12 protein-coding genes and 1 pseudogene are annotated in these 15,778 nt (G+C 48.0%); 8 read left to right on the top strand and 5 right to left on the bottom strand.

The features are described 5' to 3' along the window. Nucleotides 1-5 precede the first annotated feature (5 nt). Nucleotides 6-908 (top strand): alpha/beta hydrolase family protein, encoded by a 903-nt coding sequence (locus BFC18_RS11135; RefSeq protein ID WP_070125627.1) that lies wholly within the window; start codon nt 6-8, stop codon nt 906-908. Nucleotides 909-1,031: 123 nt separating this feature from the next. On the opposite strand, the gene acuI is transcribed toward BFC18_RS11135, so the two are convergent. Both acuI and acuR read right to left on the bottom strand, forming a co-directional pair. Further along, the gene (gene acuI, locus BFC18_RS11130) at nt 1,032-2,015 is read right to left on the bottom strand and encodes an acrylyl-CoA reductase (NADPH) (protein ID WP_070125626.1); all 984 of its coding nucleotides are present in this window, start codon (nt 2,013-2,015) and stop codon (nt 1,032-1,034) included. 52 nt (nt 2,016-2,067) lie between these two features. Beyond that, nucleotides 2,068-2,769: an acrylate utilization transcriptional regulator AcuR gene (gene acuR, locus BFC18_RS11125; RefSeq protein WP_083273031.1), complete on the bottom strand. Its 702-nt coding sequence runs from the start codon at nt 2,767-2,769 to the stop codon at nt 2,068-2,070. Between the two features lie 175 nt (nt 2,770-2,944). Here acuR and BFC18_RS11120 point away from each other — a divergent pair, with 175 nt between their 5' ends. Next, the gene (locus tag BFC18_RS11120; RefSeq protein ID WP_070125625.1) at nt 2,945-3,829 is read left to right on the top strand and encodes an EamA family transporter; all 885 of its coding nucleotides are present in this window, start codon (nt 2,945-2,947) and stop codon (nt 3,827-3,829) included. Next, nucleotides 3,826-4,125, top strand: coding sequence for a hypothetical protein (locus BFC18_RS11115; RefSeq protein WP_070125624.1), 300 nt, complete (start codon nt 3,826-3,828; stop codon nt 4,123-4,125). Before BFC18_RS11120 ends, BFC18_RS11115 begins: the two co-directional genes overlap by 4 nt. A 23-nt stretch (nt 4,126-4,148) precedes the next feature. On the opposite strand, the gene BFC18_RS11110 is transcribed toward BFC18_RS11115, so the two are convergent. Together BFC18_RS11110 and BFC18_RS11105 are read right to left on the bottom strand one after the other, a co-directional pair. Next, the gene (locus BFC18_RS11110) at nt 4,149-4,316 is read right to left on the bottom strand and encodes an entericidin A/B family lipoprotein (protein ID WP_070125623.1); all 168 of its coding nucleotides are present in this window, start codon (nt 4,314-4,316) and stop codon (nt 4,149-4,151) included. A 13-nt stretch (nt 4,317-4,329) separates the two neighbouring features. Further along, nucleotides 4,330-5,322, bottom strand: a complete 993-nt coding sequence (locus BFC18_RS11105; RefSeq protein WP_070125622.1) for a mechanosensitive ion channel family protein — start codon at nt 5,320-5,322, stop codon at nt 4,330-4,332. Nucleotides 5,323-5,752: 430 nt separating this feature from the next. Between BFC18_RS11105 and BFC18_RS11100 the strand changes: the two genes are divergently transcribed. The 5 genes and pseudogenes from BFC18_RS11100 (at nt 5,753) to BFC18_RS21915 (ending at nt 14,407) form a co-directional block, all read left to right on the top strand. Further along, nucleotides 5,753-7,138, top strand: coding sequence for an amidohydrolase family protein (locus BFC18_RS11100; protein WP_083273030.1), 1,386 nt, complete (start codon nt 5,753-5,755; stop codon nt 7,136-7,138). 161 nt (nt 7,139-7,299) lie between these two features. Further along, the gene (locus tag BFC18_RS11095) at nt 7,300-8,073 is read left to right on the top strand and encodes an RAD23 family protein (RefSeq protein WP_070125621.1); all 774 of its coding nucleotides are present in this window, start codon (nt 7,300-7,302) and stop codon (nt 8,071-8,073) included. A 107-nt stretch (nt 8,074-8,180) separates the two neighbouring features. Next, a complete protein-coding gene (locus BFC18_RS11090) occupies nt 8,181-10,421 on the top strand; it encodes a TonB-dependent receptor (protein WP_070125620.1) in 2,241 nt (746 codons plus the stop codon). A 172-nt stretch (nt 10,422-10,593) separates the two neighbouring features. Further along, entirely contained in the window at nt 10,594-12,786 is a 2,193-nt protein-coding gene (locus BFC18_RS11085; protein ID WP_083273029.1) for a prolyl oligopeptidase family serine peptidase, read from the top strand. Beyond that, nucleotides 12,734-14,407 (top strand): annotated as a pseudogene (locus BFC18_RS21915) (ADP-ribosylglycohydrolase family protein). The gene BFC18_RS11085 and the pseudogene BFC18_RS21915 overlap by 53 nt, the downstream one beginning before the upstream one ends. Before the next feature lie 61 nt (nt 14,408-14,468). Here BFC18_RS21915 and BFC18_RS11075 read toward each other — a convergent pair. Further along, nucleotides 14,469-15,431: a hypothetical protein gene (locus BFC18_RS11075; RefSeq protein WP_070125619.1), complete on the bottom strand. Its 963-nt coding sequence runs from the start codon at nt 15,429-15,431 to the stop codon at nt 14,469-14,471. Between the last annotated feature and the right edge of the window lie 347 nt (nt 15,432-15,778).

Here is a 15,778-nt window from a genome sequence, read left to right as displayed (position 1 = left end):
ACCTTATGGCCGACAGCCCACTTCCGTCGCAAGAGTCGCTTTTCATTACTGACAAACACCATCAGCTTCACTTAAGGCACATTCATCAAAATGACAACGGTGCGCCAGTGCTGATGATTCACGGCGCTATTGAGAACGGTAAAATTTTCTACACTGAGTCGGGGAAAGGTCTCGGCTGCTATCTCGCAGAACAAGGGTTTGATGTTTTTGTCGCAGACATGCGTGGTCGAGGGAAAAGTACACCACCGATCAGAGACGATCAGGCACACGACCAAACCGACCAAATCACCCGCGATATACCGTTGATGATTGAGTTTATCTGGCAGCGCACGGGGCAACCCGTCCATATTATTTGTCATTCCTGGGGCGGCATTCTGGTGGCTTCTGCTCTCGCCCGCTTTCCAAAGCTGGTTGAGAAAGTGCGCAGCCAGGTGTGTTTTGGCAGTAAACGCAGTGTGTACGCCAGAAATCCCGAAAAGCTGATAAAAGTCGACTTGATCTGGAAATGGCTGTCCCCCCTCATTGCCAGACACAAAGGCTACCTTCCGGCCAGGCAATATAAAATTGGCTCCGACGACGAAACCCGAGAGTCGTTAAGACAAAGCGTACATTGGGTTAAACACACCCCGTGGCGAGATACCAGGGACAGTTTTGATTATGCGGCGGCAGCGCAATCTACCACCTGGCCACCAACCTGGCACATTGCAGCCGTGGCCGATCATGCGTTGGGACACCCTGAAGATATCCGCCGATTTATCCGTGAGACGGGAAATACTGACAGCTTTTTCACTTTATTGAGTAAAGCCAATGGCAATGCGCTGGATTACGATCATATCAATATGCTTACCCATCCTGCCGCCAGAGAAGACCACTTTCCAGACTTAGTGGCGTGGTTAAAAAAGCGCTAAGCAAACTGCGGTGACCAGTGAGAAAGAAACCGCCGTGAGCCAACGAGAAACAAACGGCTAGCAGGGCTGACGATTTACAGCCCCGCCCGCCTATTCACATTGTCTCGCTATCATTCACCAGGACTAGCGGGACAAATTCACCACTACACGTCCGCGCACTTTCCCTTCCAGCAGTTGTTTACCGGTTTCAATAACCTCACCAAGCCCAATTTCATGTGAAATCTCGGCCAGCAAATCATCATCAACCAGTTCTGCCAGTTTCGACCATGCAACTTCCCGATCTTCCAGCGGACGCATCACACTGTCGATACCGGCTAATGTCACACCGCGTAAAATAAATGGCATCACAGTGGCAGGTAAATCATACCCCTGTGCCAGACCACATGCGGCGACGATACCGCCGTAACCCGTCGATGCGCAAACGTTTGCCAGGGTATGGCTGCCTACTGAATCAATAGCAGCAGCCCAACGCTCTTTTGCCAATGGACGGCCTGGTTCAGACAAGGTATCGCGGTGGATGATCTCCGTGGCCCCCAGCTTTTTCAGGTAATCAGCTTCTTCCATGCGCCCGGTAGAAGCCACTACGGTATAGCCAAGCTTCGCCAGCAGTGCCACGGCAAAGCTGCCAACCCCACCGTTAGCGCCGGTAACCAATACTTCGCCGCTGCCCGGCTCAATGACATGCTTTTGCAGCGCCATCACGCACAACATGGCCGTATAGCCCGCAGTCCCAATTGCCATTGCATGCCGTGGTGACATTCCCTCGGGCAACTTAATCAGCCACTCATTCTTCAGTCGGGCCTTTTCCGCCAGGCCGCCGCAGTGCGTTTCACCTACACCAAAGCCATTTAACAATACTCTATCGCCAGGCTGAAAAAGTGAGGAGCCCGACTGGGTTACGGTTCCCACCAAATCCACCCCCGGGATCATCGGAAAACGCCTTACTACTGGACTTTTGCCGGTAATCGCGAGGCCATCTTTGTAGTTCAGAGTGCTATACATCACATCAATACTCACGTCCCCGTCCATTAGCATGTCTTCGCTAATGCTGGTAAGTTCGGCCTGATAATTATCGTCCACTTTGTCGATAACGATTCCTCTGAACATATTTCCTCCAATATAGACTGATCGTCTATTAACAGATAAATAAAAAGCCGGCCTACTTTGGTAAACCGGCTAAATAGAATTTCAAATAGCTTGCCAATGGGCGTGCTGACTTTTCCAGTTTGGCCCGGCTTACTGCGCCCTCCCAACCACTCCAGAACACTTCCGCTAGCCAATCGCAATCGGCATGCGCCGCTAATTCTCCTGCTTCAATGGCCGCTTGCAAACACTCGCGAAGGTGTTCCTGCCACTCAGAAAATATTTCAATTAAGCGGCCACGAAAACTTTCTGGTAGTGAATCGACTTCCTGCCCTAAATTGCCGACTAAGCAACCTCGGGTGAAATCATGCTTCTTCATACCTGCTGACGCATCATCTACAAACAAAGCGACCCGAGCCAGGGGCGCAACGCTCTCATCTTTGAGTGTACGCTGTAGCTTTTCGGCAAAGTAGCTGGCATAGCTGTTCACCACTGCATGACCGAAGGCTTCTTTACTGGCGAAATAAAAATAAAATGAGCCTTTGGGTACACCGACTTTTTTCAGGATCGTATCGATACCCGATGCTGAAAATCCAAATTCAGTCAGGTGTTCAAGGCCGCTGCGGATCAATTCAGCCCGGGTGTCGGTGTTCTCTCGCCCAGCTTTAGGCGGACGCCCACGTCGCGGCTTTTTGTTAACAAGCTCAGTGCCAGATGACTTGGCGTCAGAAGGCTTTGTGCCAGAAAGCTCTTTATTAGAAGGTATGGAAGTACTCATGGAACACATATTAGACCGATCGTCTATTTAATTGCAAAGATTTATTTTTTTGCCAGTAAATACACCCGCTCTAAACAACCTTACTACTTTTTCCTGCACGTAAGGTAAACTACGTAGCCTGATTTACGGCGGTCCAGCGACCGTGCGCTGACGTTTCAATTAAAAGGTTGTTTCTGTGTTTTATCTTTCCGCTGTCACAGTATTGTGGGCGCTTTCATTCAGTCTTATTGGTGTATACCTTTCTGGTCAGGTAGACAGCTATTTTGCAGTCCTTACCCGTATTGTGTTGGCGGGTGCACTCTTTCTCCCTTTTTTACGGCTTGGTGGTCTGCCCCGTCCATTTATTCTGGGCATGTTAGGCGTAGGCGCATCGCAGTTTGGTATCACGTACGTTTGTTTGTACCAATCGTTTACTTACCTCACTGTACCTGAAGTATTGTTGTTCACTATTTTCACGCCGCTTTATGTTTCCTTGTTTAACGATATTCTGGCCCGGCGCTTGTCCGTGCCCGGACTGGTTTGTACGGCAATCGCTGTAGCAGGAGCGGCGGTTATTCGCTACGACGACGTAAGCAGTAATTACGTCACCGGTTTTCTTATTCTGCAGGTAGCCAATCTTACCTTTGCCATCGGCCAAGTTGGCTACGCCCGACTTATGCGCCATTATCAGCCTAAAACACCGCCTTGGCGCAGCTTCGCATTGTTTTTCATTGGCGCGTTAATTGTAGTATTGCCGTCGTGGTTAATGTTTGGCGATGCCGATAAACTGCCGTCCACCACCACGCATTGGACAGTATTGATTTGGCTGGGTGTAGTGGCTTCTGGCCTGGGCTTTTATTTCTGGAACCTCGGGGCAGTAAAAGTGGATGCGGGCACCTTGGGCATCATGAACAATGCACTCATCCCAGCGGGGCTTATCATTAACGTATTGGTATGGAATCGTGATGCAGATTTAGTTCGCCTTTGTTTAGGCGGTGGCATTATCGTGGCGTCACTATTGATTAATGCGCAGTGGAACAAGCGCCTTCGACTATCACAACAGCAGGCTGAACGTAGATGAAAAAAACGTTTAAAAAACTCGATAACACGGTCATTAGAGCGTTAACGAATGCCTGTGAAATTGCGAAAGATTGGGATTGCGGGTTTGAATGGCTAACGCATACCGCAGACTATAACAAGTTTCCAGAAAGTCTGATGGTTACCTGTGTTTTCACTAGCGAGGAGGATATTGCGAGGGTGAGAGAACAAAATATCGAACTTAAGCTTCACCAGCTTATCGCGTTCAATTTGTCAGCCGAACAAATCGTTCTTAAAAATGTGAGCAAACATATTCGGTTTGTTGCGGACGAACCCTGATATCAGGGTCGTCCGACACTTTTTTAGTTCTGAGCGTCTTCAGAAGCATCTTCTATCGCTTCACCGGCAGACTGCACGTCTTTGCCCATGCCTTCCACGGTAGCACAGCCGCTAAGCAGGCTAACCAGGAACGCCGATAGAATTACCAGATATTTACCGCGTAACGCGCGTGATTTTTGTAGTGCTCTCATTTTAACTCTCCTGTTAACTTTCCGGTGCCGCATCACCCGGACCGGGTTGATCAGCACTGTCTTTTTTTACCTGGCTTTCGCCAGACTCGCGCTCACGACTTTTATCTGAAAAGTTCGATGAGCTCAGCATCGCGTTAAGCTTCTCGCCGCCTCTGGCATCAAAGTCCAACGTTCGAATTGGGAATGGAATAAGGATGTCTGCCTCGTTCAGCGCTCGCTGAATGGTCACAATGGCATCGTGCCTTACTTCCATATAATTGGGTTCACCGGGGTAGCGAATCCAAAACCACAGCAGCAGGTTTACGCTACTGTCACCAAAAGATTCGGCGTACACATTTGTCTCATCTTTATTGATGACATAGTCTTTTTCGTTCATCGCATCCACAATGACCTGACGGGCTTTTTGTGGGTCGTCGGCATAGGAGATACCCACGGGAATTTCGATTCTACGGTGACGTAAAACGGTGTAATTAGTAAGAATATTTCGAAACAGGATCTTATTCGGAATGATAACCCGCTGCCCGTAAAACGTCAGAACGCAGGTGTTACGTAGATTGATTTCTTCCACATTACCAAATACGTCATTGGCCTGAATCACATCGCCAATTTCAAATGGCTTGCGAATGCCCATAGCCACACCAGCAATGAAGTTTTCTGTAATGTCCTGGAAGGCAAAACCGATGGCAAGACCCACGATACCGGCACCGGCGAGCAGAGACGTTACCGTGCCTTGTAAACCGATGAAATCAAGCGAAATGAAAATACCCGCACAAACGATAAACGCTTTGGCTATGGAAGTAAGAAGGTCTGCAATTTGCCGGGATTCAAACGCCCTTCGTAAGCCTTTACGAAGAATATTTCCAGCCACTTTAGCAATGAGTCCGAATGCAATGGCGATAAACAACGCAACCACAATATTGGGAAGATGCTTAATGCCACCCTCCAGCCAGGTTTGCAGTTTTTCGTTTATCAGCCCGTACGCTTTATCGATTTGCGGAAACTCCATGCCTCTCCCTATTCACACTCATTAAGATGTAAAGCGAGCATTTGCTCTGCTTTTGCGTGGTAATGGCAATTCAAGTTCTGTACCGGTTTATCTGCCTCGAAACCAGAACGCAAAGATGACTATAAGAGCTTAAAATTCAGAGACTTACTTAACTTAACCTAAAGGCTAGGGTGGAAAAACGAACGAGAGAAAGTAAGACCAAAGAGAAAGAGATTCACAGACTATGAAAATATATCCCGATGGTGTCGAAATAGTGTCGGATCAGATGGCGTCTAATTGAGCCTTGTTTCCCGGCTTATGGTTAGCGTTTACCAATGCTTTTTGTTTCTTTTGTAATTGGCTGTTTTCTGTCAGTTCAATCTTACTTGTTGCAAGTGACGCTAAGAGTACATAAATTGACCATTCATTTATAATAAAAAAAGGATGTTATATGGGCTTACGTAATCGCATTGTAGCGCTTGCCACAATGGGTATATTTAGCTTTCCGGTATTGGCAGAAAATGTAGCTTTGGTAGGTGGCCGTTTGATTGACGGAACAGCAGAGCTCCCCTTACGCAACAGCGTCATTCTCATCAAAGACGGTATCATCGAGCAAGTCGGCAGCGTTGATACCCTTGATGTACCACCAGGTTATCGCGTTGTCTCTACCGAAGGCCAGGATGTTTTACCCGGACTTTGGGAAAGTCATGCTCACATCATGCTGAATGGCCATGCTAACTACACACATTGGCAGGAAGCGTATCGCGATCGCCAGGTTGATGAGATCATGCCCGCCTCACTGATCCAATTATTATTAGCGGGTGTGACTAGCGTGAGAGATCTTGGTGCGCCCCTTGACGACTCTGTGGCTATTAAAAAGAAACTGGCAGAGGGTGAAATACCTGGACCTAACCTTTATACCTCAGGCCCGTTTTTGCAATACCACGTGGACGAATGGCAAAGTCACTATCGCTGGGAAGTGAAAGATATCAAGGATGCAGCAACCAAGGTAAAACGGCTGCACGATGCCGGTATGGAGATCGTGAAACTTATTGATCAGGATGATTTGCCGCGCCCGGTTGCCCAAGCAATCGTAGATGAAGCACACAAATACGGCATGAAAGTAGTCGGCCACGCTCACAAGCCTGACGAAATTCGCCTGGGCGTAGAAATTGGCGTAGACAGCTTTGAACACACCGGTCTCACCACCGCGCCGGGATACCCTCAGGATGTGCTGGATGCATTGAAAGAACGCACTTCCACTGGGATCTTCGACGGTCTGTTATTCTGGACACCCACCATGGAAGGGTTGTTTACCTACCCTGATTTAGTCGCTAACCCGGAAGAACTGGACGACGCTTGTTGGAAACGTGGATTGAAGGACGACACCATTGCCGATATTCAACAGTCTATCGCCAAGCCAGGACACCTGAGTTACATGCAACTCACACCACTTCGCACGCCAACGATTAAGAATAAAATAAAACAGTTAAAAGAAACTGGTGTGATGATGCTAGTAGGTACCGATTCGGGTATTCCGATGAAATTCCACTGTCAGTCCACCTGGCAAGAAATGGCGGTGTGGGTACACGACATGGGTTTTGACCCAATGGAAACTATTCGTTCAGCCACTTACTGGCCTGCAGTCATGATGGGAGTTCAAGACAAATACGGTTCTGTTACCCCTGGAAAAGTGGCCGATATTATTGCCGTTCGCGGTGACGTATTGAAATACATGAACATTATTCGTGATGTGGATATGGTAATGAAAGACGGCGTTGTATTTAAATATAACGGCGTAGTGGATGAACAACTGCTACAAAATTACGGCAATTAACACAACAACAACTTCACCCGAAAGCGGATTACCTAATCCGCTTTTTTCATCTCCAAAGGCGAAGCAAGCGACGAATCACCAAACGAAAAAATAATGGCTTTTCATCTACCTACAAAACCAGTATGGTAAAAATCGACGTCAAAATTTGTACAGGAGGTACGATGAAAGTTCTTTGGATTACACTCATTGTCATCGCCGCCGTGGGCGGTTTCTTAATTGGTAGATCAACGGCACCTACTCCGACGTCAGCAGCGAATGAGGCTTCCCCTGGCAGTGTTTCGCCAACGCCCGCATCGGAAAGCTCCTATCAACAATCGGTAATGCCAGCGCCTTTAGCAAACTCGCCAGACAATGCATCGTCCACCCAGTCTGTGCCAGCGCAATCCGTTGCTGACTCTCTCGCAGACGTCGCCCCCGACAACGGCGGCGATAGCTACAGCAATGAACAGACTGCAGAACAACGTAGTTACCAGGATCTCCGCCGTGTGGCTGAAAATAATTACCCCGCCGCGCAGCAGGAGTTAGAAGAGTGGACCGAACTGCACAAAGCAGACCTGAAATCCCGCATGGAAACCGCGTTAGGAGAAAACGCAGGGTTTATGTTCGATGAAGTGATGAAAAACAACACAATGCTGAACGAACCGTTAGCACAACAATCCATGGAAGAAGATTTGGCCTGGCGTGAACAGACGCAAATAAACCTGCATGACTACATCATGATGAATACCACCGATCCCACGGTGAACATTCTCAATATCAGCTGTATGCAGAGAAAATGCGAAGTTACCATGACAGGCAAAGATGATCGCGCTGCAATCTTGCTTTACATGCAACTCATGCGAAGCGGGCTGTTTGGCATTACTGGCGGACCTGGCCCGACAACCATGATGAATGACGACGGAACCTACTGGATGTTCATGTTATTCACATTCTAACGCGCATTATTTCGCTATTTGGCCTGTTCAAACCGAATTAACCCTATTTCCTGAAATGTTCTATAACTAGATATACGTTAATTCAGACCATTCGTTCAGGCCAGGTAATGCCCAATCAGTTTACACCCGTCATTTGTCTTTTTACTGCCGCATCGCTACCCTCGTTTGCACAATCGACGAACGACAATTCTGAGCAAGAACGCACGGAAGTCATAGAAGTCACGGCGCAGAAAAAAGTCACCACATTGCAATCGACCCCTATTGCGATTTCGGCTTTCACTGGCAATATGCTGCAACAGCGAAACATCGATGACTTGTCCAATTTACAATCTTATGTACCTGCACTGCATGTGGGTCAGGAGCAGGATGGATTTAAAATATCTATCCGAGGCATTGGACTGCAAGGCACCAGTTCTATCTCTGATTCCGGGGTTGCCTTTTACATAGACGACAATTACATCGCGCGCCCTGCTGGCGGTTCAGCCATTCTTTACGACATTGCGCGAGTGGAAGTGCTACGCGGCCCACAGGGCACCTTGTATGGCCGAAATGCAACAGGTGGTGTGGTAAACGTAATTTCCAACACACCCAAGGATTATTTCGAGGCCAAGGCAGGCGTCAGTGTGGGGGAACGCAACTTAAGAGAACTCAGAGGGCTCGTCAACTTACCGGTTAACGAAAAAAGTGCAGTGCGATTTTCCTCTGTATATACCGAAGAAGACGGATATGTTCGAAACCTTTCCGATGAACCGGGTACCGATGATTTCTTCGGTACCGATGGCGATGTGACGATAAAAGGGCAATATCAATACAACGCCGATGATGATTTGCAGCTAATGATTTCTGCAAACTACAGCGATTTGAAAGGCACCGGGGTGAACATGACCTACCTCGAGCGCAACATTGGAGGACCGCCCCCTGTCCGTGCGCTACTCGCTACCATGCCTGAAGATCCGCAAGACCCGTTGATTGCAGACAATAATACCGAGGCCTATAACCATACCGAAACCGCCAGTACGTTTGTGCGACTCACCAAAACATTTGGCGAACTGGAAGGCTTTCTGCAAGCGTCGTATATGAATCAGAAGTCCCGTTTACAACAGGATTTCGACGCCTCGCCGGTTGATATCAGCATATTCAACAAAGAGCAGGACAGCATTGCTAAAAGTGTTGAAGCCCGTTTGTCTTCAAGCAGCAACGATGTATTGACTTGGCTACTTGGCGGCTACTATTTTGTTGAAGACACCTTTATTTTTCGCCGGGTTCGACTAAACGGCCTTACACCAGGTGGCCCTATCAGCTTACCTGACTTTCTTCTCGACGAAGACGGAACAAGCGAAACCACGGCGGCGTTTACCTCGGCCACATACACGTTAACAGATACCCTGAATTTGTCTGCCGGATTGCGCTACACCAGCGACAACAAACGCGGTGTAAAAGTGACGCGCGGCAACTTCGGGCTCCCGTTTCCTCCCGATATCCCGAATGATATTTATTCTGGCGATGCTTCGTTTTCAGAAACCACCTGGCGTTTAGGGGCGGAATGGTCACCGTCTTCAGACATTCTGGTATATACCTCGGCATCTACTGGCTATAAAGCCGGAGGCTTTAACCTCACATCGAATGGTTTACCTTACGATGCTGAGCAACTGATGGCCTATGAATTTGGTGTTAAATCTGAATGGCTGGATAAGCGCTTGCGCATCAATCTTGATAGCTTTTACTACGACTATGAAGATATGCAACTGACCACGCTCACCACCGTGAACAATGCGCCCGGACAATTTACTTCAAACGCCGCTAGAAGCACCATTCAAGGCTTTGAAATAGATAGTCGTTATATCGTCGATGCCAACTGGAAGTTGTTTTTCAATTACACGTTAACCGATGCGGAATTTGACGAATTGTTCAGTACCGACACCCGCGATCCGGCGCCCGTATTTAATGAACTAGATCCCGCGGGACTAGGTCGCACGGATTTAGCCGGTAACAAGATCCCTTTTGTGCCGCAAAGCAGTGTGCAGACTGGCATAGAATTCGGCACCGAAGTAAGCAACGGTGGCTACATTACCGCTGCATTGAATTTCTTGTGGCAGGATGACATGTATTTGCGCGAATTTAATCATCCTGAAATTGATAAAGTTGAAGCCTACACGCGCACAGATGCCACCGTCACTTATGCTTTTCCCGGCGATGCACTTACCCTGACGGCTTTCATTACCAATATTGAAGACGACACACAGAAAACCAATGTTTATGTAAGCCCTGGCTTTCTCGGATTCAGCGCTACGTCAGCCTATTCGCGACCGCGTACTATTGGGCTAAAGCTTGATTACCAGTGGGAATAATGCCTCTCTTCTTCGGGCGAGTTTAATTTTTTAAACTCGCCCGTAAGGACCATTCAGATCTCGGCGCCATCACCTATCGCAGCTTTTCAAAGTATGACCTCCCCGGCCTTGCTTCATTTCCACCACCCCGTTTATATTGGTACTTAACAATAACAACAAACAGGGACAGCGAATGCGCCACCTAACCAGGAAACTCACCCCACTTTTACTTATACCCGCACTTACGGCTTGTCAGCCGTCTGCAGAAAAACCGGAAACCGCGATGTCAGAAACCGCTTCTACGAAGAGTCCGCTCAACTACCCGCAAACAAAGAAAGGCACTGTGGTAGATACCTACTTCGGTACTCAGATTGCCGATCCCTACCGCTGGCTGGAAGACGACCGCAGCGCTGAAACCGAAGCTTGGGTTAAGGCCGAAAATGCGATTACCCAGGCTTACCTGAGTAATATTCCTTATCGGGAGAAAATTGCCGAAACGGTCAGTACCCTTTTAAACTACGAACGCATTTCCGCGCCTTTCAAAGAAGGTGAGTACAGCTACTTCTATAGAAATGACGGTCTGCAAGACCAAAGCGTGTTATATCGTCAGAAAGACGGTGGTGAGCCTGAAGTCTTTATCGATCCGAACACATTCAGCGATGATGGCACGGTATCTCTGGCTTCCGTAGAATTCTCAGAAGACGGCACCTTGGCTGCTTACATGACATCAACGGGTGGCAGTGATTGGCGCACTGTATATGTAATGGACACAATCAGTAAAACGCTGCTTGAAGATAAGCTGGTAGACGTGAAATTCAGCGGCATTTCCTGGTTTAAGAACGACGGCTTTTATTATTCCAGTTACGACAAACCAAAGGGCTCAGAGCTAAGCGAGAAAACCGACCAGCATAAAATTTACTATCATCAGCTAGGCACGCCACAAAGCAACGACGATAAGGTATTTGGACATACCGCTGAACAGAAACACCGCTACATCGGCGCAACGGTAGCCGGAGACAACCAATACCTACTGATTTTCGCGGCCGAATCTACCTCGGGCAATCGCCTGTTTATGAAAGATTTAACCAAACCTGAAAGTGATTTCATTACCCTGAAACCCTCACTGGAAGCCGATACCGAATTGCTGCTGATCAAAGACGGCTATGCTTATGTGAAAACCGATCTGGACGCACCTAACGGCAAAGTGATTCGTTTCGATGTAAACGCACCGGCACTGGAAAACTGGGAAGATGTGATTCCTGAAACCGACAATGTGTTGTCGGTTACCACCGTTGGCGGCTATTTCTTTGCCGAATACATGGTCGATGCCATTTCACAGGTTAAACAATACAACCTCGACGGCAGCTTTGTTCGCGACATCGACCTGCCCGGTATTGGCTCTGTTGAATCTTCGGGGCGCAGCCTGGGTGACATCGGTTCATTCACTGGCGGCAAAGATGCCACCGAAACATATTTTATGTTCGAAAATTACAGCACGCCGCAGGCAACCTATAAGCTCGATATCAAAAGTGGCGAGACCGAATTAGTGCGCGCGTCGTCCACCAGCTTCGACAGCGATGCCTATACCTCAGAGCAAATATTCTATACCTCCAAAGATGGTACAAAAGTACCCATAATCATCACCCACAAAAAAGGGCTAAAACTGGACGGGAAAAATCCCACTATGCTTTACAGCTACGGTGGCTTTAATATCAGTCTACCACCTCGCTACAGCGCAACCGTGGCGGCCTGGTTAGAACTGGGCGGTATTTATGCTGTGCCAAATATTCGTGGTGGTGGCGAGTACGGTAAAGCCTGGCACAAAGCGGGTACGCAGTTGCAAAAACAAAACGTGTTCGATGACTTCATCGCAGCCGGTGAATACCTGATTGAAAACAACTACACCAGCAAACAATATCTGGCACTGCGCGGTGGCTCAAACGGCGGCTTGCTGGTAGGCGCAGTGATGACTCAACGTCCTGATCTCGCCCAGGTGGCGTTGCCTGCTGTTGGTGTACTCGACATGCTGCGCTATCACACCTTCACTGCTGGCGCAGGCTGGGCTTATGATTATGGTACCTCTGAACAAAGCGAAGAAATGTTTAAATACCTGCTTGGTTACTCGCCCATTCACAATGTTAAAGAAGGTGAAAGCTACCCGGCCACGCTTATCACTACAGCAGATCACGACGATCGCGTAGTACCAGCACACAGCTTTAAATTTGCTGCGGAACTGCAAGACAAGAATGGCGGCCCCAACCCCATGCTTATTCGCATCGAAGCTGACGCCGGGCACGGTGCTGGCACGCCAGTACACAAAACCATTGAACAGTATGCCGATATTTATGGCTTTACCTTGTATTCGATGGGTATACAGGAACTGTAGACCGGCGCGTAATACACCTCGTGTAAAATCGTATACTATTAAGCATTGTCAGATCCGCCCTTCGGGGCGGATTTTTATTTTCTTCACCGCAATTGCTATCCATCGGAAAAACAAAATGAAGACTCTCGCAGCCCTGTTGTTATTGGCCCCTGCCCTGGTTCATGCAGAACCCATCACCCTGTCGAATGCTACGCTCAAAGATAAAATCAAAGGCGCTTGGGCCGCACAGGTTATAGGTGTTACTTACGGATTTCCGGTTGAATTTAAGTACATGAGTACGCCTATTCCCGACAATCACCCCCTCGCGTGGAACGACAACAGTATTGCCCAGACTTTCAATGCGACGCCGGGTGCTTATGACGATATTTATGTGGATCTCACCTTTGTGAATGTCATTGCGGAGAAAGGCCTGAATGCCACCGCGCAGGATTATGGCGATGCTTTTGCCCATTCCGACTACCCACTATGGTTTGCTAACCAAGTAGCGCGAAATAACCTGCTGAATGGTATACCCGCCACCGAGTCTGGTCACTGGAAAAACAATCCGGCAGCAGACGATATCGATTTTCAGATTGAAGCGGACTTTATCGGCTTAATGACACCTGGCATGCCTGTAACAGCCGCCCACTTTGCTGACAAAATCGGCCATATCATGAATTACGGTGATGGCTATTACGGCGGTTTGTTTGTGGCTTCGCTTTACTCTGAAGCATTGGTGCAAGACAACATCAATACCGTGCTCACCAATGCGCTTAAGATGATTCCATCGCAAAGCCAGTTTCACCAAATCATCGCAGATGTCATGGCCGAACATGCCAAATAAGACACAGACTGGCGCGCAGCCTGGTTTGCGATTCACCGTAAATGGTCGCACACCGACATGGACCCAAAAGGCATTCAAGGGCCCTTTAATATCGATGCCAAAATCAATGCCGCTTGGGTAGTACTTGCCCTTCTCTACGGCAAGGGTGATTTTGCACAAACTTTGGATATTGCCACCCGTGCCGGTGACGATGCCGACTGTAACCCCGCCACGGCGGCGGGCATTCTTGGGGCGATGCAGGGCTATAACGCCATCCCGCAGAAATGGTCCAAAGGCCTTGCCGCCATCGATAACAAACCATTTCCATTTACCACCCTCACATTAAATGAGGTTTACGAACTGTCCTATCAGCATGCGCTGGCAAACATCGAACAACAAAATGGCGTAGTAAGTGATAACTCTGTAACCATTGCAGTGCAGCCACCAGTGACCCAGCCGTTAGAGCAATCATTTGCTGACTTGAAACCGGCGTATAAAGAGCGTTACGACCCATTTTTCCTGGCCGATTATCAAGGCGGTATTACCATGCCGGACACCTTCCAATATCGCTTCGATGGCCGGGGAATTACGGTTATTGCCGACGCGCTTGGCAAAGATGGCGACGTGATCACGGCAACCATCAAGATTGATGACAAGCCAGCAAAAACAGTAACCGCGCCGGTGAACTATCTCACCCGCCGCTTCTTTCTGAATTGGGATTTCGACCTGGCCCCCGGCAATCACACCATGACCATTACGCTGGATAACCACAATACCGATGCCACACTGTTATTAAATAGTATCGCGGTATACCAATAGCGGCTTAAGCGCTTGCTTACAGATATGAAAAAAGGGCGTTTTCGCCCTTTTTTCATGTGGTTTATTGCGGTTCTGGCGCCAAGGCTTCGGGCTCTTCGTCAGCCACGGTATCCGATTGATAACGGCGAATTCGCTTGCGCTTTGTTTCATCTAGTTTCACTACATAGGCGTTGCCCCCTATGCCGTTGAACTCTTCGTCGGTAAACACAATGGTATTGCTGTCGTAGAAAGACACTGCTTCTTTTTGCGTCACAATCCCCAAGTCAATCCTCGACACATCACCGGAGAAAAAATTATCGCCTTCAAAATTCTCAAAAATCCAAAGACTGGTGGAGTCCAGCAGTACCAGCATTTTGCGATCTGGACTTAATGCCGCTGAGGTTATCCAACACAGTTTTTCCAGCGTTGTGCAGGTTTTAAATGAACCTATTAACTCAGCGTCAAAGTTAGCGGCAGAATCGCCTATGCGATACAGATTGGTAATGCCGTCGAAGGGCGATGTCCGGTTTTTGGTAAACAGGTACAGGTTATGATCAAATTCTACAAAGGCTTCTAAATCGAAATTTCGTTGATCGGGGGCGATCTCCGAACCGTCCATTTCAGGGTACGTGAACTTGATAATCTCCGCTTCTGTCTCGTCTGACTTTATATCGATTGGGTTTTCGATTTTATAAATGGTCAGCCACTTTCGCGATTGGTTGTTATTGCCGAAATCACCTAAGAAAAAATGCCCGAATGCATCCTGGGTCATGTCTTCCCAATCGATGTTCTTGGCGTTGGTCACCGCTACTTGGCGAGCAATAGAACCGTCGTCATTTAGTTGATAAAGCACCGGATCATCACCGCTATCATTAATTGCCCACAGGCGGCCACGCTTATCAAACTCAATGCCGGAGATTTCACTAAGCTGAGGATCGAAGGAAATGCGCTTCATGCTGTATAGGTGGTGAATGGCATTAATGGTTATCGCGGAGGCCACCAGAATACCCAGGCCAATGAAGCCAAACGTTGTTTTTCTAATCATGTTATTCAGGAAGGGAAAAAACTTCAGGCCCGATTATGTAGCAGGTTGACCAGTGATGCCAGAAAAAGGTTTTATTGCATAAATTACGGTGCTTTTTCACGCAACTCAACAAGCTGATTTGCTTACACAAACTGACACATATTAGACAAAAGTATACATTCCCCATTGACACTCTAATTTCAACACGTATACATTATACTTGCTACCATCCCAGTATCTCATTGATTTAACGCATGTTATCAAATTGTAAAATCACGTTATTTTTCAAATGAGAATTTCCAATAAGTATTAACTGGGCAGCAAGGAAATCCTAAGACTTGACCACGTCATGCTGTTTTTTCGAAACG

The sequence above is a fragment of the Alteromonas confluentis genome, assembly GCF_001757105.1.
Taxonomy (GTDB): domain Bacteria; phylum Pseudomonadota; class Gammaproteobacteria; order Enterobacterales; family Alteromonadaceae; genus Alteromonas; species Alteromonas confluentis.
Note: the sequence above shows the minus strand (reverse complement) of the source record. Positions and strands in the feature narration are given on the sequence as shown.

Bases quoted from the DNA above. Each gene is read 5' to 3' on its own strand.
- BFC18_RS11135 (WP_070125627.1), top strand. From the start codon at position 6: ATGGCCGACAGCCCACTTCCGTCGCAAGAGTCGCTTTTCATTACTGAC.
- acuI (WP_070125626.1), bottom strand. From the start codon at position 2,015: ATGTTCAGAGGAATCGTTATCGACAAAGTGGACGATAATTATCAGGCC.
- acuR (WP_083273031.1), bottom strand. From the start codon at position 2,769: ATGAGTACTTCCATACCTTCTAATAAAGAGCTTTCTGGCACAAAGCCT.
- BFC18_RS11115 (WP_070125624.1), top strand. From the start codon at position 3,826: ATGAAAAAAACGTTTAAAAAACTCGATAACACGGTCATTAGAGCGTTA.
- BFC18_RS11110 (WP_070125623.1), bottom strand. From the start codon at position 4,316: ATGAGAGCACTACAAAAATCACGCGCGTTACGCGGTAAATATCTGGTA.
- BFC18_RS11105 (WP_070125622.1), bottom strand. From the start codon at position 5,322: ATGGAGTTTCCGCAAATCGATAAAGCGTACGGGCTGATAAACGAAAAA.
- BFC18_RS11100 (WP_083273030.1), top strand. From the start codon at position 5,753: ATGGGCTTACGTAATCGCATTGTAGCGCTTGCCACAATGGGTATATTT.
- BFC18_RS11095 (WP_070125621.1), top strand. From the start codon at position 7,300: ATGAAAGTTCTTTGGATTACACTCATTGTCATCGCCGCCGTGGGCGGT.
- BFC18_RS11090 (WP_070125620.1), top strand. From the start codon at position 8,181: ATGCCCAATCAGTTTACACCCGTCATTTGTCTTTTTACTGCCGCATCG.
- BFC18_RS11085 (WP_083273029.1), top strand. From the start codon at position 10,594: ATGCGCCACCTAACCAGGAAACTCACCCCACTTTTACTTATACCCGCA.
- BFC18_RS11075 (WP_070125619.1), bottom strand. From the start codon at position 15,431: ATGATTAGAAAAACAACGTTTGGCTTCATTGGCCTGGGTATTCTGGTG.